22 protein-coding genes, 1 tRNA gene and 1 pseudogene are annotated in these 23,435 nt (G+C 63.6%); 16 read left to right on the top strand and 8 right to left on the bottom strand.

The window, feature by feature from the left end:
• Window positions 1-104 precede the first annotated feature (104 nt).
• The 12 genes from ruvA to KHO27_RS02520 all read left to right on the top strand — a co-directional run bounded on the left by ruvA (window position 105) and on the right by KHO27_RS02520 (window position 8,880).
• Window positions 105-722 carry a Holliday junction branch migration protein RuvA gene (gene ruvA, locus KHO27_RS02465; protein WP_111531771.1) on the top strand — a complete coding sequence of 206 codons (618 nt, stop codon included), beginning with the start codon at window positions 105-107 and terminating at the stop codon, window positions 720-722.
• Window positions 719-1,765: a Holliday junction branch migration DNA helicase RuvB gene (gene ruvB / locus KHO27_RS02470; protein WP_023628697.1), complete on the top strand. Its 1,047-nt coding sequence runs from the start codon at window positions 719-721 to the stop codon at window positions 1,763-1,765. Before ruvA ends, ruvB begins: the two co-directional genes overlap by 4 nt.
• 125 nt (window positions 1,766-1,890) lie before the next feature.
• Window positions 1,891-2,343: a tol-pal system-associated acyl-CoA thioesterase gene (ybgC, locus tag KHO27_RS02475; protein ID WP_023628696.1), complete on the top strand. Its 453-nt coding sequence runs from the start codon at window positions 1,891-1,893 to the stop codon at window positions 2,341-2,343.
• Between the two features lie 2 nt (window positions 2,344-2,345).
• Window positions 2,346-3,041 (top strand): protein TolQ, encoded by a 696-nt coding sequence (gene tolQ, locus KHO27_RS02480; protein ID WP_023628695.1) that lies wholly within the window; start codon window positions 2,346-2,348, stop codon window positions 3,039-3,041.
• A gap of 14 nt (window positions 3,042-3,055) precedes the next feature.
• Window positions 3,056-3,508: a protein TolR gene (tolR, locus tag KHO27_RS02485; protein ID WP_023628694.1), complete on the top strand. Its 453-nt coding sequence runs from the start codon at window positions 3,056-3,058 to the stop codon at window positions 3,506-3,508.
• Window positions 3,508-4,584: a cell envelope integrity protein TolA gene (gene tolA / locus KHO27_RS02490; RefSeq protein ID WP_110697866.1), complete on the top strand. Its 1,077-nt coding sequence runs from the start codon at window positions 3,508-3,510 to the stop codon at window positions 4,582-4,584. The genes tolR and tolA overlap by 1 nt, the downstream gene beginning before the upstream one ends.
• A gap of 47 nt (window positions 4,585-4,631) precedes the next feature.
• The gene (tolB, locus tag KHO27_RS02495; protein WP_046856761.1) at window positions 4,632-5,882 is read left to right on the top strand and encodes a Tol-Pal system beta propeller repeat protein TolB; all 1,251 of its coding nucleotides are present in this window, start codon (window positions 4,632-4,634) and stop codon (window positions 5,880-5,882) included.
• A gap of 54 nt (window positions 5,883-5,936) precedes the next feature.
• A complete protein-coding gene (gene pal, locus KHO27_RS02500; protein WP_008090230.1) occupies window positions 5,937-6,434 on the top strand; it encodes a peptidoglycan-associated lipoprotein Pal in 498 nt (165 codons plus the stop codon).
• 6 nt (window positions 6,435-6,440) lie between these two features.
• Entirely contained in the window at window positions 6,441-7,250 is an 810-nt protein-coding gene (gene ybgF, locus KHO27_RS02505; RefSeq protein ID WP_110697868.1) for a tol-pal system protein YbgF, read from the top strand.
• Between the two features lie 160 nt (window positions 7,251-7,410).
• Window positions 7,411-8,058 (top strand): 7-carboxy-7-deazaguanine synthase QueE, encoded by a 648-nt coding sequence (queE, locus tag KHO27_RS02510; RefSeq protein ID WP_110698202.1) that lies wholly within the window; start codon window positions 7,411-7,413, stop codon window positions 8,056-8,058.
• Window positions 8,059-8,068: 10 nt separating this feature from the next.
• Window positions 8,069-8,743, top strand: a complete 675-nt coding sequence (gene queC, locus KHO27_RS02515) for a 7-cyano-7-deazaguanine synthase QueC (protein WP_214501121.1) — start codon at window positions 8,069-8,071, stop codon at window positions 8,741-8,743.
• Between the two features lie 61 nt (window positions 8,744-8,804).
• Window positions 8,805-8,880, top strand: a tRNA-Lys gene (locus KHO27_RS02520).
• A gap of 72 nt (window positions 8,881-8,952) precedes the next feature.
• Here KHO27_RS02520 and KHO27_RS02525 read toward each other — a convergent pair.
• The 5 genes and pseudogenes from KHO27_RS02525 to KHO27_RS02540 all read right to left on the bottom strand — a co-directional run bounded on the left by KHO27_RS02525 (window position 8,953) and on the right by KHO27_RS02540 (window position 15,942).
• Complete coding sequence (locus KHO27_RS02525) at window positions 8,953-10,239, bottom strand: NAD(P)/FAD-dependent oxidoreductase (RefSeq protein WP_214501122.1); 1,287 nt, start codon at window positions 10,237-10,239, stop codon at window positions 8,953-8,955.
• 53 nt (window positions 10,240-10,292) lie between these two features.
• Window positions 10,293-11,846 (bottom strand): amino acid permease, encoded by a 1,554-nt coding sequence (locus tag KHO27_RS02530; protein WP_214501123.1) that lies wholly within the window; start codon window positions 11,844-11,846, stop codon window positions 10,293-10,295.
• Window positions 11,847-12,406: 560 nt separating this feature from the next.
• Window positions 12,407-13,162, bottom strand: a complete 756-nt coding sequence (locus KHO27_RS26470; protein ID WP_502937647.1) for a methyl-accepting chemotaxis protein — start codon at window positions 13,160-13,162, stop codon at window positions 12,407-12,409.
• Between the two features lie 102 nt (window positions 13,163-13,264).
• Window positions 13,265-14,533, bottom strand: a pseudogene (locus KHO27_RS26475) (methyl-accepting chemotaxis protein); the annotation flags it as partial.
• Between the two features lie 56 nt (window positions 14,534-14,589).
• Window positions 14,590-15,942 carry an APC family permease gene (locus tag KHO27_RS02540; RefSeq protein WP_214501125.1) on the bottom strand — a complete coding sequence of 451 codons (1,353 nt, stop codon included), beginning with the start codon at window positions 15,940-15,942 and terminating at the stop codon, window positions 14,590-14,592.
• A gap of 425 nt (window positions 15,943-16,367) precedes the next feature.
• Here KHO27_RS02540 and KHO27_RS02545 point away from each other — a divergent pair, with 425 nt between their 5' ends.
• Together KHO27_RS02545 and nadA are read left to right on the top strand one after the other, a co-directional pair.
• Window positions 16,368-17,879 (top strand): YdgA family protein, encoded by a 1,512-nt coding sequence (locus KHO27_RS02545; RefSeq protein WP_214501126.1) that lies wholly within the window; start codon window positions 16,368-16,370, stop codon window positions 17,877-17,879.
• Between the two features lie 244 nt (window positions 17,880-18,123).
• Window positions 18,124-19,182 carry a quinolinate synthase NadA gene (gene nadA, locus KHO27_RS02550; RefSeq protein ID WP_102681685.1) on the top strand — a complete coding sequence of 353 codons (1,059 nt, stop codon included), beginning with the start codon at window positions 18,124-18,126 and terminating at the stop codon, window positions 19,180-19,182.
• Between the two features lie 56 nt (window positions 19,183-19,238).
• Here nadA and KHO27_RS02555 read toward each other — a convergent pair whose 3' ends face one another.
• Window positions 19,239-20,675, bottom strand: coding sequence for a M48 family metalloprotease (locus KHO27_RS02555; RefSeq protein WP_110697880.1), 1,437 nt, complete (start codon window positions 20,673-20,675; stop codon window positions 19,239-19,241).
• A 106-nt stretch (window positions 20,676-20,781) separates the two neighbouring features.
• On the opposite strand from KHO27_RS02555, the gene KHO27_RS02560 reads away from it, so the two are divergent.
• Both KHO27_RS02560 and KHO27_RS02565 read left to right on the top strand, forming a co-directional pair.
• Entirely contained in the window at window positions 20,782-21,021 is a 240-nt protein-coding gene (locus tag KHO27_RS02560; protein WP_023630920.1) for a sulfurtransferase TusA family protein, read from the top strand.
• A gap of 163 nt (window positions 21,022-21,184) precedes the next feature.
• Window positions 21,185-22,255, top strand: coding sequence for an AI-2E family transporter (locus tag KHO27_RS02565; protein WP_102681686.1), 1,071 nt, complete (start codon window positions 21,185-21,187; stop codon window positions 22,253-22,255).
• Between the two features lie 45 nt (window positions 22,256-22,300).
• Here the strand turns inward: KHO27_RS02565 and KHO27_RS02570 are convergent, their stop codons facing one another.
• Together KHO27_RS02570 and KHO27_RS02575 are read right to left on the bottom strand one after the other, a co-directional pair.
• Window positions 22,301-22,774, bottom strand: a complete 474-nt coding sequence (locus KHO27_RS02570; RefSeq protein ID WP_102681687.1) for a peroxiredoxin — start codon at window positions 22,772-22,774, stop codon at window positions 22,301-22,303.
• 10 nt (window positions 22,775-22,784) lie between these two features.
• Window positions 22,785-23,345 (bottom strand): glycine cleavage system transcriptional repressor, encoded by a 561-nt coding sequence (locus KHO27_RS02575; protein ID WP_038705592.1) that lies wholly within the window; start codon window positions 23,343-23,345, stop codon window positions 22,785-22,787.
• Window positions 23,346-23,435: the final 90 nt, after the last annotated feature.

Consider the following 23,435-nt stretch of genomic DNA (forward strand, 5'->3'; position numbering starts at 1 on the left):
TTCATGCGGTGATACACATTTTGTCCGGGTGAAGCACTTTCCCGGCGCATTTGCTGATAGGGTGGACCGGTTTTCGACCGGCACCCCAGAGGAAGGATCGGAACGTGATTGGACGTTTGCGTGGCACCCTGGCGGAAAAACAGCCGCCGCACCTGATTGTCGACATCAACGGCCTGGGCTACGAGCTCGAAGTGCCGATGACCACGCTGTACCGTCTGCCCAAGCTGGGCGAGACCGTCACCCTGCACACCCATCTGGTGGTGCGTGAAGACGCCCATCTGCTGTACGGCTTCTTCGAAAAGCGCGAACGCGAGCTGTTCCGCGAGCTGATCCGCCTCAACGGCGTTGGCCCGAAACTGGCGCTTGCGCTGATGTCGGGGCTCGAGGCCGATGAACTGGTGCGCTGCGTCCAGGCCCAGGATGCCTCGGCGTTGGTGCGCGTGCCCGGTGTTGGCAAGAAGACCGCCGAGCGCCTGCTGGTCGAGCTCAAGGATCGCTTCAAGGCCTGGGAAACCTCGCCGGCCATGTTCACCCTGGTGTCCGACGGCCCGATGCCGGTGGCCAGTGCCTCCAATGCCGAGGTCGACGCGGTCAGCGCCCTGGTGTCGCTGGGCTACAAGCCGCAGGAGGCCAGCAAGGCGATTGCCGCCATCGAGGGCAAGGCCAACCTCAGCAGTGAGGAGCTGATCCGTCGCAGCCTCAAAGGGATGATTACCAAGTGATCGAGACCGACCGCCTGATCGCCGCCTCCGGACGCGACCGCGAAGAGGTCCAGGACCGTGCGATCCGCCCGCTGAGCCTGGACGAATACATCGGCCAGCCGGTGGTGCGCGAGCAGATGTCGCTGTTCATCCAGGCCGCGCGTGGGCGCAGTGAGTCGCTTGATCACACCCTGATCTTCGGTCCGCCGGGCCTGGGCAAGACCACGTTGGCCAACATCATCGCCCACGAGATGGGTGTGTCGGTGAAGAGCACCTCTGGCCCGATTCTCGAGCGCCCTGGCGACCTGGCGGCGATGCTGACCAATCTCGAGCCGCACGACGTGCTGTTCATCGACGAGATCCACCGCTTGTCGCCGGTGGTCGAGGAAGTGCTCTATCCGGCGATGGAAGATTTCCAGCTGGACATCATGATCGGCGAGGGCCCGGCCGCGCGCTCGATCAAGCTCGACCTGCCGCCGTTCACCCTGGTCGGCGCCACCACGCGCGCCGGCATGCTGACCAACCCGCTGCGTGATCGCTTCGGTATCGTCCAGCGCCTGGAGTTCTACAGCGACAGGGACCTGGCGACCATTGTCAGCCGTTCGGCCGGCATCCTCGGCTTGCCCATGGACGACAAGGGCGCGTTCGAGATCGCTCGCCGGGCCCGCGGCACGCCGCGGATCGCCAATCGCCTGCTGCGGCGGGTGCGCGACTTTGCCGAAGTGCGCGGCAAGGGCGAGATCACCAAGGCGGTCGCGGACATGGCGCTGAACCTGCTGGATGTCGACGAGCGTGGCTTCGATCACTCCGACCGGCGTTTGCTGCTGACCATGATCGAGAAGTTCGACGGTGGTCCGGTGGGGCTCGACAATATTGCCGCGGCGATCGGCGAGGAGCGCCACACCATCGAGGACGTGCTCGAGCCCTATCTCATCCAGCAGGGCTATATCATGCGTACCCCGCGGGGCCGTGTGGTCACCCGGCACGCCTACCTGCATTTCGGCCTGAACATTCCCGGGCGTTTCTGCGAGGGTGGGGAATATGCAGCGCAAGACGACGAATGACAGATCGAATCGGCATTTTCGTGGTCCTACCGCTGGCATGCCCTGGGCTCGCTGGCAATACGACATTATCGATGCAAAAACAGTTGCCGCAGCGGATTGGCAAGCACAGGAGTAAGCACTAGAGTATGCGCGCGCAAAATGGGCTGGAACCGTTCGCACACCGCTGTCGCGTCTATTACGAGGATACCGACGCCGGTGGCGTGGTGTATTACGTCAACTACCTCAAATTCATGGAGCGCGCGCGCACCGAGCGGCTGCGTCACCTGGGGTTCTCCCAGGCCCAGCTCGCGCAGGACAATTTGTTGTTCGTGGTCCATTCCAGCGAGGCGCGCTATCACGCGCCGGCCCGCCTGGACGACGAGCTGCGGGTAACCGCGCAAGTACTTGAATTGAATCGTGCCAGCCTGCGCTTCGTGCAGCAGGTGTGGCGAGCAAAGGATGAAGTGCTGCTCTGCGAGGGGCAGTTCCTGGTGGCCGCCGTGCGCGCCGACACTTTCAAACCCCGGGCCATTCCCCCAGAACTGCGCGACGCCTTCCTGGCGGACGGCACGGGTACTCAATCGAACGCAGGAGAATAAGCGTGGAAGCAAACGTCGTCGACCATACCTCCATGTGGAGCCTGGTCGCCAATGCCAGTGTCGTGGTTCAGTTGGTAATGCTGACCCTCGTGGCAGCCTCGGTGACCTCTTGGATCATGATCTTCCAGCGCAGCACCATGCTGCGCGCCGGTCGTCGTGCACTGGACGCTTTCGAAGAGCGCTTCTGGTCGGGCATCGACCTGTCCAAGTTGTACCGCCAGGCGGGCAGCAACCCTGACCCGGACTCGGGTGTCGAGCAGGTCTTCCGTGCCGGCTTCAAGGAATTCTCGCGCCTGCGCCAGCAACCAGGTGTCGACCCGGACGCGGTCATGGAAGGGGTAGGGCGTGCCATGCGCGTGGCCATCTCCCGCGAGGAAGAAAAGCTCGAGCAGAGCCTGCCGTTCCTGGCCACCGTCGGTTCCACCAGCCCGTACATCGGTCTGTTCGGTACCGTGTGGGGCATCATGAACTCCTTCCGTGGCCTGGCCAGCGCCCAGCAAGCCACCCTGGCCACCGTGGCCCCGGGCATTGCCGAAGCCCTGATCGCCACTGCGATCGGCCTGTTCGCCGCGATCCCGGCTGTTATCGCCTACAACCGTTTTGCCGCGCGCAGTGAAGTGCTGATCGGGCGCTACTACACGTTCGCCGACGAGTTCCAGGCGATCCTGCACCGCAAAGTACACACCAGCGAAGAGTGATCAGGTAGAAACCCATGGCCCGAGTTCGCCACAAACGCAAGCCGGTCGCCGAGATGAACGTGGTGCCCTACATCGACGTGATGCTGGTGCTACTGGTTATCTTCATGGTGACCGCCCCGATGCTCAACCAGGGCGTGAAGGTGGACCTGCCCAAGGTTTCCAGCGAAGCCCTGCCGCAGGACAACAACGTCCAGGTCCTGACCATCTCGATCAAGGCCGACAAGACCTACTACTGGAACCTCGGCAGCGAAGTCGACACCGACAAGCAGATGGACAAGGCCATGACCTTGCCGGAAATGACCAGCGCGGTGACCAAGATCATCGCCGCCGGCCGTGACCAGGGCAAGCAGACCCAGGTCTTCATCCGTGGCGACAAGGCTGTCGACTACGGTGCGGTGATGGGCGCCATGGGCGGGTTGCAGAAGGCCGGTGTCGGTAACGTTGGCCTGATTACCGAGGCGCCCTGATGCAACAGCGAGAGCCATCCGCCTCGGAAAGCTACTTCTGGCCCAGTGTCTGGGCCATTGCGCTGCACGTGCTGGTGTTCGGCATGCTGTTCGTCAGCTTCGCCATGACGCCCGAGCTGCCGCCCTCCAAGCCTATCGTCCAGGCCACGCTGTACCAGCTCAAGTCCAAGAGCCAGGCGACCACCCAGACCAATCAGAAGATTGCCGGGGAGGCCAAGAAGACCGCTTCGCGCCAGACCGAGGTCGAACAGCTGGAGCAGAAGAAGGTCGAGCAGGAGGCCGTGAAGGCCGCGGAACAAAAGAAAGCCGACGCCGCTCAAAAGGCCGAGGAGGCTCGCGAAGCCGCCGAGGCGAAGAAAGCCGAAGACGCCGCCAAGGCCGCCGAGCAGAAGAAAGCCGCCGAGGCCAAGAAAGCCGAGGAAGCGAAGAAGGCTGCCGAGAAGCAGCAGGCCGACATCGCCAAGAAGAAGGCTGAGGAAGAAGCGAAGAAGAAGGCCGAGGAAGAAGCCAAGAAACAGGCCGCGGAAGAGGCGAAGAAGAAAGCCGCCGAAGACGCGAAGAAAAAAGCAGCCGAGGACGCCAAGAAGAAAGCGGCGGCCGAGGACGCGAAGAAGAAGGCAGCTGAAGAGGCCAAGAAAAAGGCTGCGGCAGACGCCCAGAAGAAAAAGGCACAGGAAGCGGCCCGCAAGGCGGCGGAAGACAAGAAGGCCCAGGCACTCGCCGAGCTGTTGTCCGACACCACCGAACGGCAGCAGGCGCTGGCCGACGAGCAGGGTGACCAGGTGGCCGGCGACTTCGACGACCTGATCCGCATGCGCGCGGCCGAAGGTTGGGCGCGTCCGCCATCCGCGCGCAAGGGCATGACGGTAGTTCTGCAGATCAACATGCTGCCGGACGGCACCCTCACCAACGTGAGTGTGGCCAAGTCCAGTGGCGACGGTCCGTTCGACAGCTCGGCCGTGGCCGCGGTGAAGAACATTGGTCGGTTGACCGAAATGCAGGGCTTGAAGCCGAACGAGTTCAATCCGTATCGTTCATTCAAGATGACATTTACACCTGAGGATCTAGCGTTGTGATTAAACGTCTGAGAGGACTCCTGGTCTTGCTCTGCTGCGTGGCAGGCATGGCGATGGCAGAGGAAAAGAACATCCTGGTCACCAGCGGTAGCGACCGGGCAACTCCCATTGCGGTAGTGCCGTTCGGTGTCCAGGGCGGCAGCGTGCTGCCGGAAGACATGGCCGATATCATCGGCAACGACCTGCGCAACTCCGGCTACTACGCGCCGATCCCGCGGCAGAACATGATCAGCCAGCCAAGCCAGGCCAGCGAAGTGATCTTCCGCGACTGGAAAGCGCTGGGCGCCCAGTACGTCATGGTCGGCAGCATCGTGCCGGCCGGTGGTCGCCTGCAGGTGCAGTACGCCCTGTTCAACGTCGCCACCGAGCAGCAGGTGCTGACCGGTAGCGTGGCCGGCGGCGTCGACCAGCTGCGCGACATGTCGCACTACATCGCCGACCAGTCGTTCGAGAAGCTCACCGGCATCAAGGGTGCGTTTTCCACGCGCATGCTGTACGTGACCGCCGAGCGTTTCTCCACCAACAACACCCGTTACACCCTGCAGCGTTCGGACTACGACGGTGCCCGCGCAGTAACTCTGCTGCAGTCGCGTGAGCCGATCCTGTCGCCGCGCTTCGCACCCGATGGCAAGCGTATCGCCTATGTCTCGTTCGAGCAGAAGCGCCCGCGCATCTTCATCCAGCACATCGACACCGGTCGCCGCGAGCAGATCACCAACTTCGAAGGCCTGAACGGCGCGCCTGCCTGGTCGCCTGACGGCTCGCGCCTGGCATTCGTGCTGTCGAAGGACGGCAACCCGGACATCTATGTGATGAACGTGGCTTCGCGCCAGATCACCCGTGTCACCGCAGGCCCAGGCATCAATACCGAGCCGTTCTGGGGCAAGGATGGCAACACCCTGTACTTCACCTCCGACCGTGGCGGCAAGCCGCAGATCTACAAGCAGTCGGTTGGTGGCGGTGGTGCCGAGCGCGTGACGTTCGTGGGTAACTACAACGCCAACCCGAAATTGTCGGCGGACGAAAAGACCCTGGTGATGATCCATCGCCAGCAGGGTTTCACCAACTTCAAGGTGGCCGCGCAGGACCTGCAACGTGGAAGTGTAAAGATTCTCTCCGAGACCAGTCTTGATGAGTCTCCCACTGTTGCGCCAAACGGCACCATGCTAATCTACGCCACCCGCCAGCAGGGCCGGGGAGTCTTGATGCTCGTGTCGCTTAACGGCCGCGTGAGGCTCCCGCTTCCTACCGCTCAAGGCGAAGTCAGAGAACCGTCCTGGTCCCCTTACCTGAACTGATTGCGGCGTAACACGTTTTGCTTAACACACTGGGGTTTCATTAGGAGTTTCACGATGGAAATGCTGAAGTTTGGTAAATTCGCTGCGCTGGCTCTGGCCATGGCTGTAGCTGTAGGTTGCTCCTCGAAAGGCGGCGACAACGCTGGTGAAGGCGCTGTTGATCCGAACGCTGGCTACGGTGCCAACACTGGCGCTGTTGACGGTTCCCTGAGCGAAGAAGCCGCCCTGCGCGCAATCACCACCTTCTACTTCGAATACGACAGCTCGGACCTGAAGCCAGAAGCCATGCGCGCTCTGGACGTTCACGCCAAGGACCTGAAGTCCAACGGCAACCGCGTTGTCCTGGAAGGCAACACCGACGAGCGCGGCACCCGCGAGTACAACATGGCTCTGGGTGAGCGTCGTGCCAAGGCCGTTCAGCGCTACCTGGTTCTGCAGGGCGTTTCCCCTGCTCAGCTGGAACTGGTTTCCTACGGCGAAGAGCGTCCAGTTGCCACTGGCAACGACGAGCAGTCCTGGGCCCAGAACCGTCGCGTAGAACTGCGTAAGTAAGTTCCTATGCGTATGTGCCGTCGTGCTGTAACCGTCCTCGCACTCAGCCTGCCCCTTTCGGCGTGGGCTGCGGTTCCCGTAGTAGATGACAACGCGGGTGGCTATCCACCTGCGGGTTATGGCACGAGCGGCGCCTATGCCGGAGCAGGGGCTTCGGCCCCTGCTTCTGCAAATGGCCAGCTGTTCATGCAGCTGCAGCAGATGCAGGACCAGATTTCCCGCCAGCAAGGCATCATCGAAGAGCTGCAGAACGATGTGTCGCGCATGAAGCAGGAAAACCTCGAGCGCTACCAGGATCTCGACCGCCGCATCAGCAGCGGTGCCGCGCCTGCCGCGACTCCAGACAATTCTTCCACCGGTGGCGCGAACAGCGCAGCCACGGGTGCGGCCGCCGGCACCAATGCCGCGCAGCCACCGGCCGCGAGCAGCGAGCCGGGCGATCCGGCGAAAGAGAAGCTGTATTACGACGCCGCTTTCGACCTGATCAAGCAGAAGGACTTCGACAAGGCCAGCCAGGCCTTCAACGCCTTCCTGCGTAAGTACCCCAACAGCCAGTACGCCGGCAATGCCCAGTACTGGCTCGGTGAGGTCAACCTGGCCAAGGGCGACCTGCAAGGTGCCAGCCAGGCGTTCGCCGAGGTCGGTCAGAAGTACCCGAAACACAGCAAGGTGCCGGATTCGCTGTACAAGCTGGCCGATGTCGAGCGCCGCATGGGCCACACCGACAAGGTCAAGGGCATCCTGCAGCAGGTCATCACCCAGTACCCCGGCACTTCCGCCGCGCAACTGGCGCAACGCGACCTGCAAAAGCTCTGAACGACCCGTTGAAGAAGAAACCCGCGCTTGTCGCGGGTTTTTTCGTTAGAATCACAGCCCTTTTTTCGTAAACACGCTGCCGCGGATAACGCTTTGTCGAGTCCGCGACAGTGCCTGACGGAGGCGGACAGCCTGTTTAGCTGTCACGCCCGTGGCGATCATGCAAGACACATTACGCATCACCGAAGTGTTTTACTCGTTGCAGGGTGAAACGCGAACGGCCGGGCTGCCCACGGTTTTCGTGCGCCTGACCGGTTGCCCCCTGCGCTGCCAGTACTGCGACAGTGCCTATGCCTTCAGTGGCGGCACTGTCCGCACCCTTGACTCCATTGTTGAGCAGGTGGCCGGCTTCAAGCCGCGCTACGTCTGCGTGACCGGTGGCGAGCCTCTGGCCCAGCCCAACGCGCTGCCTTTGTTGCAACGCCTGTGCGACGCCGGTTACGACGTGTCGCTGGAAACCAGTGGCGCTCTCGACATCAGTGGCGTCGATACCCGGGTCAGCCGCGTGGTCGATCTCAAGACCCCAGGCTCCGAGGAGTCTCACCGCAACCGCTACGAGAACATCGAGCTGCTGACCGGCAACGACCAGGTCAAGTTCGTCATCTGTTCCCGCGAGGACTACGATTGGGCGGTTTCCAAGCTGATCCAGTACAACCTGGCCGAGCGCGCCGGTGAAGTGCTGTTTTCGCCCAGTCACCATCAGGTGAGCGCCACCGACCTGGCTGACTGGATCGTCGCCGACAACCTGCCCGTACGCTTCCAGCTGCAGCTGCACAAGCTGCTGTGGAACGACGAACCCGGACGTTGAGGAGAAAGACATGACTGACAAACGCGCGGTAATCCTGCTGTCCGGTGGCCTGGATTCGGCCACCGTGGTAGCCATGGCCAAGGCCGACGGCTACCAGTGCTACACCATGAGCTTTGACTACGGCCAGCGCCATCGCGCCGAGCTTAACGCCGCGGCACGGGTGGCTCGTGACCTGGGCGTGGTCGAGCACAAGGTGATCGGCCTGAACCTTGATGGCATCGGTGGCTCGGCGCTGACCGACAGCCGCATCGATGTACCCGAGGCGCCAAGCGAGGGGATTCCGGTCACCTACGTGCCGGCTCGCAACACCGTGTTCCTGTCCCTGGCCCTGGGCTGGGCGGAGGTGCTCGAAGCCCGTGACATCTTCATTGGTGTCAACGCCGTGGATTACTCCGGCTACCCGGACTGCCGCCCGGAATTCGTCGAGGCCTTCGAGCGTATGGCCAACCTGGCTACCAAGGCCGGCGTGGAAGGGCAGGGCTTCCGCATCCAGGCGCCGCTGCAGAACCTGAGCAAGGCGCAGATTGTCCAGGCGGGCATCGCCCGTGGCGTGGACTATAGCCTGACCGTTTCTTGCTACCAGGCCGACGACGACGGACGTGCCTGCGGCAAGTGCGACAGCTGCCGCTTGCGCGCCGACGGCTTCAAGGCGGCCGGCGTAGAGGATCCCACCCGGTATTTTTGAAAAAATTTGCGATGGAGTGTTGATTTCCTCTGAGAAATCAGTAATATACGCGCCATCCAACGGGTCGTTAGCTCAGTTGGTAGAGCAGTTGGCTTTTAACCAATTGGTCGTAGGTTCGAATCCTACACGACCCACCATATGCAGTACGAAAGAGCCCGCCTTCATGGCGGGCTTTTTCATGCCTGTCGAGAAAGTGGCCTGACCCACTGTCAACGGTTCAGGCGCCGTGCATCGAACGCATCACGTGCCTGGTAGGCGGTGTAGGTGGCCTGCGCGGCCACCAGGCCGGCCAGGCCGAAGGTGCGGTCGAGGCCGAACCGACTGAAACCGCTCGGGATCGGCAGGCGATGGGCGATGGCATCCGCCAGGACTTCGCCGGCGACCGTGGTCGGGGCCATGCCATGGCCGCCGAAACCGACCGCGTGCCAGATGCCGTTGTGGTCCTGGCCGATCTGCGCCATCTGGTGGCGTCCGTAGCTCATCAGGCCGCCCCAGGAGTACTCCAGTTCCACGTCCTCGAGTTGCGGATAGACGCTCGCCAGGTCGGCCTTGAGCAGCCTGGCGATGGCCTGTGGCCCGCGGTCGAGAATGGAGATGCGTCCGCCCCAGAGGATCCGGCTGTCTTTCAGCGGGCGGTAATAATCGAAGGCGAAGCGTGTATCGTAGATGGCCGACTGGCAGTCGATGGCGTCCTGCAGGCGTGCGCCCAGTGGCGCAGTGGTCACCACGTAGGTGGCGATCGGCAGCACGGCGCGTTCGATCGGGGCGTAGACGCCGCGGGCATAGCCCCCTGCGCTGAACACCACCTGCTCGGCATGGACTTCGCCCTGGCCGGTGCGCACGATGTAGCCGCCAGCCTTCTTCTCGATACTGGTCACCGGCGATTGTTCGTAGATCGTCACCCCGGCCTGTGCGGCTGCCTGGGCGATACCGCAGACGTACTTGAGCGGGTGGAAGTGGAATGCGTTGCGTTCCAGCAACCCGCCGTAGTAGCGCTCGGTCCTGAGCTGTTCCTTCAGTTCGCCGGGGGCGATGTATTCCCAGTCGACGCCATAGGCCTGCTTCATCAGCTGGCGCGGTTTTTCCAGGCGCGACGGGTCGTTGAACCAGTTGGCGAGGATCACACCCTGGTCGACCAGGTCGCAATCGATGGCGTAGCGGCGGGCGCGTTCGCGGATCAGCTCGACGGCGTCGAGTGTCAATCGATACAGCTTGCGTGCCTCGTTGGCGCCCAGGGTCGCCAACAGTTCGGCGTTGCCGAGGCTGTAACCGCCGAAGACGAAGCCGCCGTTGCGTCCCGAGGCGCCATGGCCGACGCGTTGCGACTCGAGGAGAGTCACATCGCTCACCCCGCGCTCGGCAAGCCCTATCGCAGTCGACAGGCCGGCCAGACCACCACCGAGGATGCAGACGCGGGTATCGGTGCGCCCACTCTGGGCAGGGTGGAAGGTTCTGCTGGCGGTGGCTTCGTAGTAGGAGTCGAAGGTGCTGTTCATCAGGGGCCCGGAGCAGTGGTGGGCGGACCGGGGCGGGTCCGCCAATGGAGAGTTCAGGCGGGTTGCTGGCTGGCCGCGAGCGCATCGCCTGTGGGCTCTGCCTTGCTGCGTTCGGCTTTGCGAATCTCGATACTGGAAAAGTCCATTTCCCTGTAGCGCACCACCTTGGAGCCTGTGACCAGCTTGTGGCCGAACCAGACCACCACGAACAGCACCAGGCCGACGTAGGTGGCGAAGGCACCGACCCAGTCGACCTGCCCGCCGATGAACGCCTGGTAGTTCTGCCCGAGCATGACCACCATGCACAGGCCGAAGGCGAACAGCGGGCCGAACGGGAAGTATTTCGACACATACGGCAGTTTCGCCAGGTCATTGCCATTGAGCAGGTAGCCGCGGCGGAAGCGGTAATGGCTGATGGCGATGCCCAGCCAGGCGATGAAACCGAGCATGCCGGAGGTGTTCAGCAGCCACAGGTAGAGCTTGCCGGGGCTGAACAGGAAGCTCAGCAGGCACAGACCCGCGACCGCGGCGGTGGCCAGCAGCGCCCAGACCGGCGTGCCACTGCGGGTCACCCGGGCGAAGATGGCCGGCGCCTTGCGCTCCAGCGCCAGGCTGTAGAGCATGCGCGACGAGGCATACATGCCCGAGTTGCCGGCGGACAGCACCGAGGTCAGGATCACCGCGTTCATCACGGCGGCGGCGGCGAGCATGTCAGCCTTGGTAAAGATCAGGGTGAACGGGCTGATGGTGACGTCCGACAGGCCGTCCTTGAGCAGGCGCGGGTCGGTGTAGGGGATCAGCAGGCCGATCACGACAATGGTGAGTACGTAGAACAGCAGGATGCGCCAGAAGATCTGGCGCACGGCCTTGGGAATGTTGCGTCCCGGGTTTGCCGTTTCGCCAGCGGCGATGCCCACGAACTCGGTGCCCTGGAACGAGAAACCGACGATCATCGCCACGCCGATCAGCGCCGGCAGGCCGCCGGCAATGGGCGCGTCGCCGATCTGCCAGAGGTGGGCGCCACCGTCCTGGCCGCCTTCGAGGATGCCCAGCAGCATCAGCACACCCACGGCGATGAAAATGATGATGGTGATGACCTTGATCAGGGCGAACCAGAACTCTGCCTCGCCGAAGAAGCGCACCGAGGCGACATTGAGGGCGAACAGCAGCGCCAGGAAGGCCGCGCTCCAAATCACCCCGGGGGTGTCCGGGAACCAGTAGAGCATGATGATCTGTACGGCCACCAGGTCCACGGCGATGGTCACGGCCCAGGAGTACCAGTAGTTCCAGCCCAGGGCGAAGCCGAAGCTTTCTTCGACGTAGCGCGAGGCATAGGTGGAGAACGAGCCGCTGACCGGCATGCATGCAGCCATTTCGCCGAGGCTGGTCATCAGGAAGTAGACCATCAGGCCGATCACCGCGAAGGCCAGTAGTGCGCCGCCGGGGCCGGACTGGGCGATGGTGGCGCCGGAGGAGACGAACAGGCCGGTGCCGATGGAGCCGCCGATGGCGATCATGTTCAGGTGGCGGCTGGTGAGGGTGCGCTTGAGGTGTCCGGAAGGTGGGGCTGCGGCAGTCAAACTTCCGTTGTTGTTCGAATGGGTCATGGGCAACCTATTGGATCTGCATTCGGGTGAGTTGTTGTTTTTGTTGTGAACTGACCACTTCCTGTTGCAGGTGACGGGCGCGGATGGGGCGCCGGTCGGCCAGCAGCTTCTCCAGTGCTGCGGCGGTGGCGATTGCATTGATTGAAATCAGTATTGGCGTTGAAAGGTGTTCGCAACAAACGACAATTAGTTGCCATATCATTCCATTTCGGAATGCTTGATTTCGTCGTTTTGATCGTGTGGCAAAGTTGAAATTTGCGCGCATTCATCTGGATTACCCATATTTACTGATATGCGCCAACGTCATTGTGAAGTGTGAAATGGTCGTTTTGTAACTGTCATGAAATGTACGAAACAATATGGCGGAAATTTATTCATCATTGATGCAACAAAAAACCGATACCTGGCGTGGCCAGATATCGGTTTCGGAGGGTCATATCCCTTCAAGCGGAGGGATTGATGGAGGGGCAGCCTTGTCGTGAGCTGTCAGTCATTGTCACGGCGGACCGTGCGGCTGCTGGCAGTCCGCTGTTGCTGTTTCATCCGGGGGGGGGGCGGATTCAAACCCGGAACTGCGCCATCAGTGCCTGCTGCTGGTTGGCCAGCCGGTTCAACGCCAGGCTGATGTGCGCCGACTCGTCGGCCTGGCCCGACAGCGATTCGGTCACGTCGCGGATGCCCGCCACGTTGCGGTTCACCTCTTCGGCCACTGCGCTCTGTTCCTCGGCGGCCGAGGCGATCTGCAGATTCATGTCGGTGATCACCGTCACCGCCTCGCCGATACGCTGCAGCGCTGGCAAGGTCTGTTCCATCTGCGCGGCACTGTCCTGGGCCTGGCGCTGGCCGGCCTGCATTGCCTCGACCACGTCCTGGGTGCCTTGCTGCAAACCTTCGATTACCTGGCGGATCTCCTCGACCGACACCTGGGTGCGCTGTGCCAGGTTGCGTACTTCGTCGGCGACCACCGCAAAGCCCCGCCCGGCTTCGCCGGCGCGAGCCGCTTCGATGGCGGCGTTGAGGGCCAGCAGGTTGGTCTGCTCGGCGATGGCGCGGATCACTTCAAGCACCGAGCCGATCTGTTCGCCACGGCTTTCCAGGGCGCGGGCTTCATCCATGGCCGCATCCATGCCGCCGGCAAGCTGGGCGATCGCTTCGCGGGTGGCGCCCACCCGCGCCAAGCCATCGCGGGTTGCCTGGTCGGCACCGCGTGCGGCCTGGGCGGCCTGTGCGGCGTTGTGGGCAACGTCATGGGCGGTGGCGCTCATTTCGTTTGCCGCCGTGGCCACCTGTTCGATTTCGCGGTGCTGTTGCTGCATGCCGTCGCTGGTCTGGCGGGCGATCAGCGCCGACTGGTCGGCAGTGCCGCGGGCTTCCTGCAGCGAACCCTTGAGCTGGGCGATCACCGGTTGCAGCTTGTCGAGGAAGCGGTTGAACCAACCGGTGAGCTGGCCCAGTTCGTCGTCGCGGGCGTAGTCCAGGCGCCGGGTCAGGTCGCCTTCACCGCTGGCGATGTCCTCCAGGCGGGCGGCCACGGCCAGGATTGGCCGGGTCACGCCGCGGGCGGTCAGCCACACCAGCAGCAGCCCCAGCACGGCGGCGCCCAGGCCGATCAGCAGGCTGACGAGGTTGGCCTGCTGGTTCTGGCTGTCCAGGCGTTGGTTGAGGGTGACGGCGGGCGCTTGCAGTACCTGTTCGGGCAGTTCGAGCAGCACCTGCCACGGTGCCGCGCCGGGAATTGGCGCAAAGGGGCGGGAAATACGCATGGTGCCTTGGTCCAGGCGCTCGACGGCCTGGCCGGCACGCAGAGGCGCGGCCAGGGCCGCCGCGCTGGCGCCGAAGGCTTGTTGCACGGTCTTGCTCAACTGGCCGGCATCCTGGCTGTGGCCGGCGAGCAGGCCCGCAGGGCTGACGATGCTGACCTGGCCCTGGCCGTCGAACAGTTCCTGGCGGCCGGCCAGGCTCAGTTGCTGCAGGTTGTCCAGGCCGATGTCCAGGCCGACCACGCCCACCACCTTGCCGTTTTCCAGTAGCGGCAGGGCGATGCTGGTCATCAGTACCTGGTGGCCGTTGACCTCGTCGAAGTACGGGTCTAGCACGCACGCCTTGGCGGTTTCCAGCGGGCAGGTCAGCCAGTGGTTGTAGGGCGAACCGTTGGCGCCGATGCTGGTATCGGCGAGCATCGATTCGGGCATGGCCTCCGCTTCGAGGGTGCCAGTGCCGGGCTGCGACCAGTACAGCGAAAAACGCCCGCTGTCGTTGCTGCCGTTGTCAGCCTGGCCGACGAAGCGCGCGTCCTGCTGGTCCAGGGCGTTGGGTTGGAACACCAGGTACAGGCCGATCAGGTCGGTATTGCCGGCCAGTGCGGCGCGGGCTTCTCGGCTCAGCTCACCGCGCAGGTCGGCGCCGCCACGGGCCTTGAGCGCCTGCACCAGGCGGGCGAAACCGTTGCCGTACTGGTAGGCGTCCATGAAGTAGCGCTGGATGCGCAAGGCCTGGGTTTCGCCGTGGGCCTGCAGGCGCAGGCGGGCACTGTGGTCGAGCAGTTCGGTGTTGGCCTGGAATACCTGCTCGGCACTGCGCCGCGCCTGGGTGAGCGAGGTGGCCACCAGCAGGGCGACGATGGCCAGCAGGCACAGGCCGGCGAGCAGGGTGATCTTCCACTGGATGGAGAGACGGCGCTGCGACATGGGCTTTTCCTTCTCGGGCAAACACAACGCCCGCGGTCAGGCGGGCGTCGGTGGGGTCATTCGGCGATGCAGTTCGGTGGCGCAACTCTGAAGGCTTTGGTCAGCCAGGCCAGGTAGAGCATGCCAAGCAGGGCCCAGACTCCGCCGAACAGCAAGGAGTGTTCGTTCAGGTCCAGCCACAGCGAGACGATGATGCAGAAGCCTATCGTCGGCGCCACCAGATACTTGAGGTTGTTCGTCAGTCCCTTGTTCTGTCTCTCACGGATATAGCAGTGGTTGATCACCGAGAGGTTGACGAAACTGAACGCCACCAGCGCGCCGAAGTTGATCACCGAGGTGGCGGTGACCAGGTCGAAGAAGATCGCCGACAGCGAAATCAGGCCGACCACGGCGATGTTCAGCACCGGGGTCTTGTAGCGCGGGTGCAGGCGGGCGAACACCCCGGCCGGGATCACGTTGTCGCGGCCCATCACGTACAGCAGGCGCGACACGCTGGTCTGCGAGGCCAGGCCCGAGGCGATGGTGTTGATCACCGTGCAGGCGATGAACACCGACTGGAACAGCTTGCCGCCGACGTACAGGGCGATTTCCGGCAGGGCTGCTTCCTGGTCGTGGAAGCGCTGCATGGTCGGGAAGTAGGCCTGGATAAAGTACGACACCCCGATGAACACCACGCCGCCGATCAGGGCGGTCAGGAAGATCGCCCGGGGGATGGTCTTGCCCGGGTCGCGGGTTTCCTCCGACAGGCAGGTCACTGCATCGAAGCCCAGGAACGAGAAGCACAGGATGGTCGCGCCCGCGGCCAGCGCGGCGAACTGGGTCTGGTCATCGGCGAACGGCAGCAGGCTCCAGGCGGTGCCCAATCCCTCGCCGTGGCCCAGGCCGCGCCAGCACAGGTAGATGAACACCGAGATGATCGCCACCTGCACGGCGACGAACAGCAGGTTGAAGTGCGCCACCAGGTTGATGCTGCGCATGTTGATCAGGCTGATCAGGGTGACGAAGCTGGCCACCCATACCCAGGCCGGCACTTCGGGGAACATTGCCGACAGGTAGAGCTTGGCCAGCAGCGCGTTGACCATGGGCAGCAGCAAGTAGTCCAGCAGCGACGACCAGCCGACCAGGAAACCCACGTGCGGGTTGATGGCGCGCTGGGTGTAGGTGTACGCCGAGCCCGACTGCGGGAAGCGCCGCACCAGCGTGCCGTAGCTCACGGCAGTGAACAGGATGCCGAGCAGGGCCAGGATGTAGGCGCTGGGCACATGCCCTGCAGTGATGCCGGAGACGATGCCGAAGGTATCGAACACGGTCATCGGGGTGAGGTAGGCCAGGCCGATGATCACCACGTGCCAGAGGCGCAGGGACTTGCGGAACTGGGCATCGCCGGAAGCGCTGTGGTCAGGCTGCATGCGGGCGCTGCTCCTGTGTCGAAACAACGGGCACGGCGAGTGACGGGCACGACAAGGTCGAGCGGATGGGCTCCATGTTGTTCACCTTTTATGTTGGAGCTGCAGGGTGCGCGAAATAAACAACGATGGTCGTTTGAGTGTCAAGTTAAACATGACAGGTAGTCAGTTGGATGGAAGATGAATCGGTTTTTTTGGCCGTTATGCACTGTTATTGGCCGATTGAGCGGATCGTAAGTCGATTTTGATGTTCGTAAAAATTGACATTGATTTTGGCAAAAGCGTGCGGTCGGTGGGGCGCCGATGCACGAAATACATCAAGCATCACCGCGCCGACCGGGCGCCGATGGTATTCTTGCCACCCCGCGTGCCCTCGTTTCCGTGGTCCGCCCAATCGCCCTCCCTATGGACAGCAATCGGTTCTATTCATGAAGAAATCAGTAGGCATCCTTTCCGGCCTGGCGGTCGCCATCGCCGTCGCAACCACCGCTGGCGCCTGGTACACCGGCAAGCAACTGCCCGCGGAGCTGGAACGCTCCGTTGCCCGCGGCAACGAAGAGCTGAAGAAAGCCCTGGTCGGCAACGGCGGCAGCATGACCATCGAGCTGGTCTCTTTGGACCAGCACTTCTTCACCAGCACCGCGCACTACCGCCTGAAGGCCGAGAATGTGCAGCTCGGCGAGGCCGAGGCGCTGAACTTCCAGGTCGGCGTGACTGACCAGATCGAGCACGGCCCGTTCCCCTGGTCGCGGGTCAAGGCGTTCAAGCTGATGCCGGTCATGGCCACCAGCAACAGTGCTTTGGACAAGGATGACTTCACCGCAGGCTGGTTCACCGCCGCCGGCGACAAGGCACCGGTCACCGCCCAGGTCAGCCTCGGCTACAACGGCAGCGTCGACAGCGATATCCGCCTGGCGCCGGTGACGCTCAAGGAAGACGGCGGCAACGTCCTGGACTTCTCCGGCCTGCAGCTGCAACTGCGCGGTGACCGCGACGGCAAGGCGGTGGAGATCCACGGCAATGCCGAGCACCTGGAGTTGAACTTCGTCGATGAGCAACAGGCGCCGGTGAAGATCCTGCTCAACGGCTTCAAGGCCGGCGGCAAGCTCCACGAAACCGCTCACGACATGGTCTATGTCGGCAACTTCGACCTAGCCCTGGCCGACACCCAGGTGACCTTCGGGCCGAAGCAGGAAGTGCTGGTGCTCAAGGGCCTGCAGCAGAACAACCTGTACAACGCCGAGGGCGAGGCCAAGGACAAGCTGGCCGGGCGCCTGGAATACAAGGTCGCCGACATCAGCTACGGCGGGCGCAAGGTCGGCAGCGCGGAAATGGTCCTGACCATGAAGTCCATCGACATCGCGGCCATGCAGGCGTTGATGGAGTGGTACCAGACCCAGCTGCCGCAGATGCAGCAGGCGGCGGCCGAGGGCGAGGCCCCGTCGCTGGAAATGACCCCCGAGGAACAGGCCAAGGTCCAGGGCGACCTGCACAAGCTGCTGGTAGCCAAGCCGCAGGTGGCGGTGGAGAAGCTGGCGTTCAAGACCGCCAATGGCGAGAGCCACTTCAACCTGGCGATGGACTTCGCCAGCCCCAGCTCGTTCGACCTGCCGCCTGACCAGTTGGGCAAGCAGCTGCTGACCCAGCTGAAGGCCAAGCTCAGTGTCTCCAAGCCGATGGTCGGTGACCTGGCCACGTTGCAGGCGCTGCTCGACGGCGAGACCGACGCCCAGGCCATTGCCCAGCAGTCCAGCCAGGCTGGCGAGATGCTCGGCATGATGGCGCTGCAGAGCGGCATGGCCACGGTAGAGGGCACCGATGTGGTATCGAGCCTGCAGTACGCCGATGGCATGGTCGACTTCAACGGCAAGAAGATGACCGTCGAGGAGTTCGCCATGCTGATCAGCGGCCACCTGGCGGCGCTGCAGCCGCAGAGCTGAGCCCTCGGGCATGCCCGCTCTCATCATCGTGGGAGCGGCGATGCGGCGACCCGACTTGCCCTGCGACGGAGGGCTGCAAAAACCCCTTTTGCATCCTTCCGATTGCCTGTAGCCTTCGCGTCCGATAATAATCCGCGCCCGCAGAGGAGCCGAGACGCTGGCCGTCCGGCACCGCTAGCCGATCTGCCAGGGCCGGGTGATACACTCGACTGACGCGCTCAAGCGCCCTGCAGGTCCAGCGATCATGACCCAGATTTCCGAACGCCTGTTGGTCCAGGCGCACCTCGATGCCAAGCAGCCCAACCCGCTGACGCCCGCGCAGGAGGCCGAATACCGTGCGGCCATCGCTGCCGAGCTGAAGAAGCAGAACGCCGTGCTGGTGGCCCACTACTATTGCGATCCGGTGATCCAGGCCCTGGCCGAGGAAACCGGCGGCTGCGTGTCCGACTCGCTGGAGATGGCGCGCTTCGGCAAGAATCACCCCGCCGAGACCGTGGTGGTGGCAGGGGTGCGCTTCATGGGCGAGACGGCGAAGATCCTCACCCCGGAAAAACGCGTGCTGATGCCGACCCTGGAAGCGACCTGTTCCCTCGACCTGGGGTGCCCGGTCAAGGAGTTCTCGGACTTCTGCGACCAGCATCCCGAGCGCACCGTGGTGGTCTACGCCAACACCTCCGCGGCAGTTAAAGCCCGGGCCGACTGGGTGGTGACCTCCAGCTGCGCGCTGGAAATCGTCGAAAGCCTGATGGACAACGGCGAGACCATCATCTGGGGCCCGGACCAGCATCTGGGTCGTTACATCCAGAAGCAGACCGGTGCCGACATGCTGCTGTGGGATGGCGCCTGCATCGTTCATGAAGAGTTCAAGTCGCGCCAGTTGGCCGACATGAAGGCGCTGTACCCGGACGCCGCGATCCTGGTGCACCCCGAGTCGCCGGAAGCGGTGATCGAGCTGGCCGACGCGGTAGGCTCCACCAGCCAGCTGATCAAAGCGGCGCAGACCTTGCCGAACAAGACCTTCATCGTCGCCACCGACCGCGGCATCTTCTACAAGATGCAGCAGCTGTGCCCGGACAAGGAATTCGTCGAGGCGCCGACCGCTGGCAACGGCGCGGCCTGCCGCAGCTGCGCGCACTGCCCGTGGATGGCCATGAACACCCTGGAGCGGGTGCTGGACTGCCTGCGCAATGGCAGCAACGAGATCTTCGTCGAGCCGGCGCTGATCCCCAAGGCGATCAAGCCGTTGAACCGCATGCTCGACTTCACCCAGGCGGCGCGGTTGAAGTTGTCCGGGAACGCCTGACCGGTTGCACAAACCATCGCGGGGCAAGTCGGGTCGCGATGGTTTCTGGCTGTGTATCAGCGCCCCATCATCTCCTTGACCATGCGCTGCTGCTCCATGATCTCGCGCTGGCGCTGGTCGATCTGCGAAGCCAGCGGGAAGTTGCTGCCCGAGCGGCGCTTGGCGTAGTCGAGCTGCTGGATCGCCTGGTCGAAGTCGCCGACCAGGGTGAAGTATTCGGCGCGCGCGCGGTGCAGGCCGATAGTGTTGCCCGACAGCCCGCGCACTTCGGCCACGTCGTACCACACGTCCGGATCGTCCGGGCGGTTCTTGATCAGGTCATCCAGCACCTTTTCCGCTTCGGCCGGCTTGTTCTGCTTGACCAGCAGGTCGGCGCGCACCTGTTTCAACGGGTAGTTGCCCGGGTACAGCGCCTGCATGCGCTGGGCGCGCTGCTGGGCGTCGGCCAGGCGGTTGTTGGTGATGTCCAAGTCGATCTGCGCCAGGTTGTAGGTGATGTCGTTGGGCGCCTTGGCCAGCAGTGGCTTGAGGTTCTCCCGCGCCTCGTTGAGCTGGCCGCCCTTGATCTGCGCCAGGGCCAGGCCGTAGCGGGCGGCATCCATGTTCGGGGTTTCGTCGAGCTGGGCGCGGAAACGCTTGGCGGCCATGCCCGGCGTGCCTTCGTAGGTGAGCTGCACGCGGGCGCGGATCAACTGGTAGCGCAGGCTGTCTTCCACGCCGCCCTTGGGCGCCTGTTCGGCGCGGTTGCGGGTGTCGGCGATACGCGATTCGGTAACCGGGTGGGTCAGCAGGAATTCCGGCGGCTTGGCATCGTAGCGGTACTGGCGGGCCAGGCGCTCGAACATGCTGGGCATGTTGCGCGGATCGTAGCCGGCCTTTTCCAGGTTGAGGATGCCGAAACGGTCGGCTTCCTGTTCGTTCTGCCGGGAAAAGCGCCGCTGCTCCTGGATTGCCGCGGCCTGTGTACCGGCGATCACGCCAATGCCGGCATCGCCGCCGCCGCCCGCCGCCAGCACGATACCGGCCAGCAAGGCCGCCATCATCGGCAGTTGCATGCGTTGCTGGGCCTCGACGCCGCGGGCGAAGTGGCGTTGCGACAAGTGCGCCAGTTCGTGGGCCAGCACCGAGGCGTACTCGCCTTCGGTCTGGGCATTGAGGAACAGGCCGCCGTTGACCCCGACGATGCCACCGGGTGCGGCAAAGGCGTTGAGTTCCTTGCTGTCGATAAGGATGAACTCCAGGCGCCGGTCCTGCAGTTGGCTGGTCTCGGCCAGCTTGTACACGCTGGTCTCGACGAAGTCCTTGAGCTGCGGGTCGTTGAGCTGGTTCACCTGGCCGCGCAACAGGCTCAGCCAGGCGCGGCCGAGCTGGTGTTCCTGTTGTGGTGAGACGATCGCGGAGCTGGCGTCGCCCAGTGACGGCAGGTCGTCGGCGTGGCCGGGCAGGGCCAGCAGGCAGGCCAGCGTCAACAGGGTGGGGCGCAGTAGATTCATGCAGAAGCTCGCGTCGGTCAAAAGCCTTACTGTAGCCGGGTCGCGCGATGCCGACCAGTGGCGGTATCCTAGCGGCCTTCCCCATGCGGTCCTGGAGCGCTGCCCGATGAGTGACACCCCGACTTGTGACGCCGAGCTCGATGCCAGCGGTCTCAACTGTCCATTGCCGCTGCTCAAGGCGAAGATGGAGCTCAATCGCCTGGCCAGCGGCGCGGTGCTCAAGGTGCTCGCCACCGATGCCGGCTCGCAACGCGACTTCCGCACGTTTGCTCAACTGGCCGGTCATACGCTGCTGCATGAAACGGCCGAGGCCGGGGTCTACACCTACTGGCTGCGCAAGGCCTGATTCCCTTCATTAGGCTCTATACGAAAAGCCTTGAGACTTGTTCATGCTGCGTTGAAAACAGCCTCGGAATGCTCATGTACTCTAGTACACTCCGCTTCCTCGGCTGTTTTCGCCTTGCCTGACCTGCGTCTCAAGGCTTTTCGTACAGAACCTAGGATCGTCAATGTTCAAAGTGCTTCGCGACTGGATGCAGCGCTACTTCTCCGACGAGGAGGCAGTGGTGCTGGCGGTCCTGCTGTTCCTGGCCTTCACCGTGGTGCTGACCCTGGGCGGCATGCTCGCGCCGGTGCTGGCGGGCATGGTCCTGGCGTTTCTCATGCAGGGGCTGGTCAATGCCCTGGAGCGCCTGAGGGTACCCACACGGCTGGCCGTCTGGCTGGTGTTCGCGCTGTTCATGGGCGCGCTGGCGGTGTTCATGCTGGTGCTGGTGCCGCTGCTCTGGCACCAGCTGATCACCTTGTTCAACGAGCTGCCCGGCATGCTCGGCAAGTGGCAGTCGCTGTTGCTGCTGTTGCCCGAACGCTACCCGCACCTGGTGTCGGACGAGCAGGTGCTGCGCGCCATCGAGTCGGTGCGCGGTGAAATCGGCAAGTTCGGCCAATGGGCATTGACCTTCTCCTTGTCGAGCCTGCCGCTGCTGGTCAATGCCATGATCTACCTGGTGCTGGTGCCGATCCTGGTGTTCTTCTTCCTCAAGGATCGCGAGCTGATCGGGCGCTGGGTCAGTGGCTACCTGCCGCGTGAGCGCACGTTGCTCAACCGGGTGGGGGACGAGATGAACCGGCAGATCGCCAACTATATCCGCGGCAAGGGCATCGAGATCCTGATCTGCGGGATTGCCACCTATATCGCCTTCATCAGCCTGGGCCTCAACTACGCCGCCTTGCTGGCGCTGCTGGTGGGGTTGTCGGTGGTGGTGCCGTATGTCGGCGCGGTGGTGGTGACGGTGCCGGTGACCCTGATCGCGCTGTTCCAGTGGGGCTGGGGCGACCAGTTCATCTACCTGATGGCGGTGTACGCGATCATCCAGGCGCTCGATGGCAACGTGCTAGTGCCGTTGCTGTTCTCCGAGGCGGTGAGCCTGCACCCGGTGGCGATCATCTGCGCGGTGCTGCTGTTCGGCGGGCTGTGGGGGTTCTGGGGGATCTTCTTCGCGATCCCGCTGGCGACGCTGTTCAAGGCGGTGTTGGATGCCTGGCCGAGGCAGGAAACGTCTGTGGCGCCGATGCTTTAGGGCTACTCGTGGGGGCAGGCTCGCCCGCTCCCACGGTATCCGGTATCAGGCCTTGTTCAATGCCTCGGCCGCAGCCAGTACCGCATCCACATGCCCGGGCACCTTCACCCCACGCCATTCCTGGCGCAGCACACCGTCCTTGTCGATCAGGAAGGTGCTGCGGTCCACGCCCAGGTATTCCTTGCCATACAGCTTCTTCAGCTTGATCACGTCGAACAGCTGGCACAGGGCCTCGTCCTTGTCGCTGATCAGCTCGAAGGGAAAGGCCTGCTTGGCCTTGAAGTTCTCATGCGACTTGATGCCGTCGCGCGATACGCCGAACACCACGGTGTTGGCGGCCTGGAACGCCGCGTGTTGGTCGCGGAAACCCTGGCCTTCGGTGGTGCAGCCCGGAGTGCTGTCCTTGGGGTAGAAGTACAGCACCACTTGCTGGCCTTTCAGTTCAGCCAGGCTGACGCTCTGGCCGCTGGTGGCCTGGACCTGGAAATCGGCGACGGGTTGGTCGATTGCTACGGCCATGGGAGCTTCCTTAGACAGGGTTCTGTGGGCGCCACGGTTCGATCAGCGCGTCCAGGTTCAGGGCGTCGGCGAAGTCGAGGAACTGGTCGCGCAGCCAGCTGATCTGGGTGCCGGCCGGCAGGATCACGGTGAACTGGGCGTTGAGCATGCTGCTGCCGGTCTGCGGGGCGAGGTAGGTGTCGCAGGTCATCGCTTCGAGCTCGACGCGGTGGTCGAGGAAGAACTGGCACAGCTCGTTGATGATGTCCGGGCGATAGGCGGCGCTGACGTAGGCCACGTAAGGCAGGGCCTGCGGGCGCACCTCCTGGTCGGCGCTGCGGACCACGTCCAGCGTCAGGCCGTGCTTCTTGCCCAGGCCCGGCAGGGTGGCCTCGAGGCGGGCCAGGGCATCCCAGCTGCCGCCGACCTGCAGCACCAGGGCGCTGGTTTCGCCGTGGCGCGACAGGCGCGAGGTGACCACCGCGCAGCGATTGTCGAAGGCCGCGCGGCTGAGGACGTTGGCCAGCTCCATGGGGTTGGGGCCCAGGGCGCTGATGACGAGGAATTGTTCGCGAACGGTGGGGGTGGACATGCAGCATTCCTAAAGCGATGAGCGGTCGGTACAGGACGGGGGCAAGCCTCCTTTTCCCGCAGGGCCCCGGCCGGTTTGGGCGGCTGTGGA

The organism is Pseudomonas sp. RC3H12 (assembly GCF_018596375.1).
Classification (GTDB): domain Bacteria; phylum Pseudomonadota; class Gammaproteobacteria; order Pseudomonadales; family Pseudomonadaceae; genus Aquipseudomonas.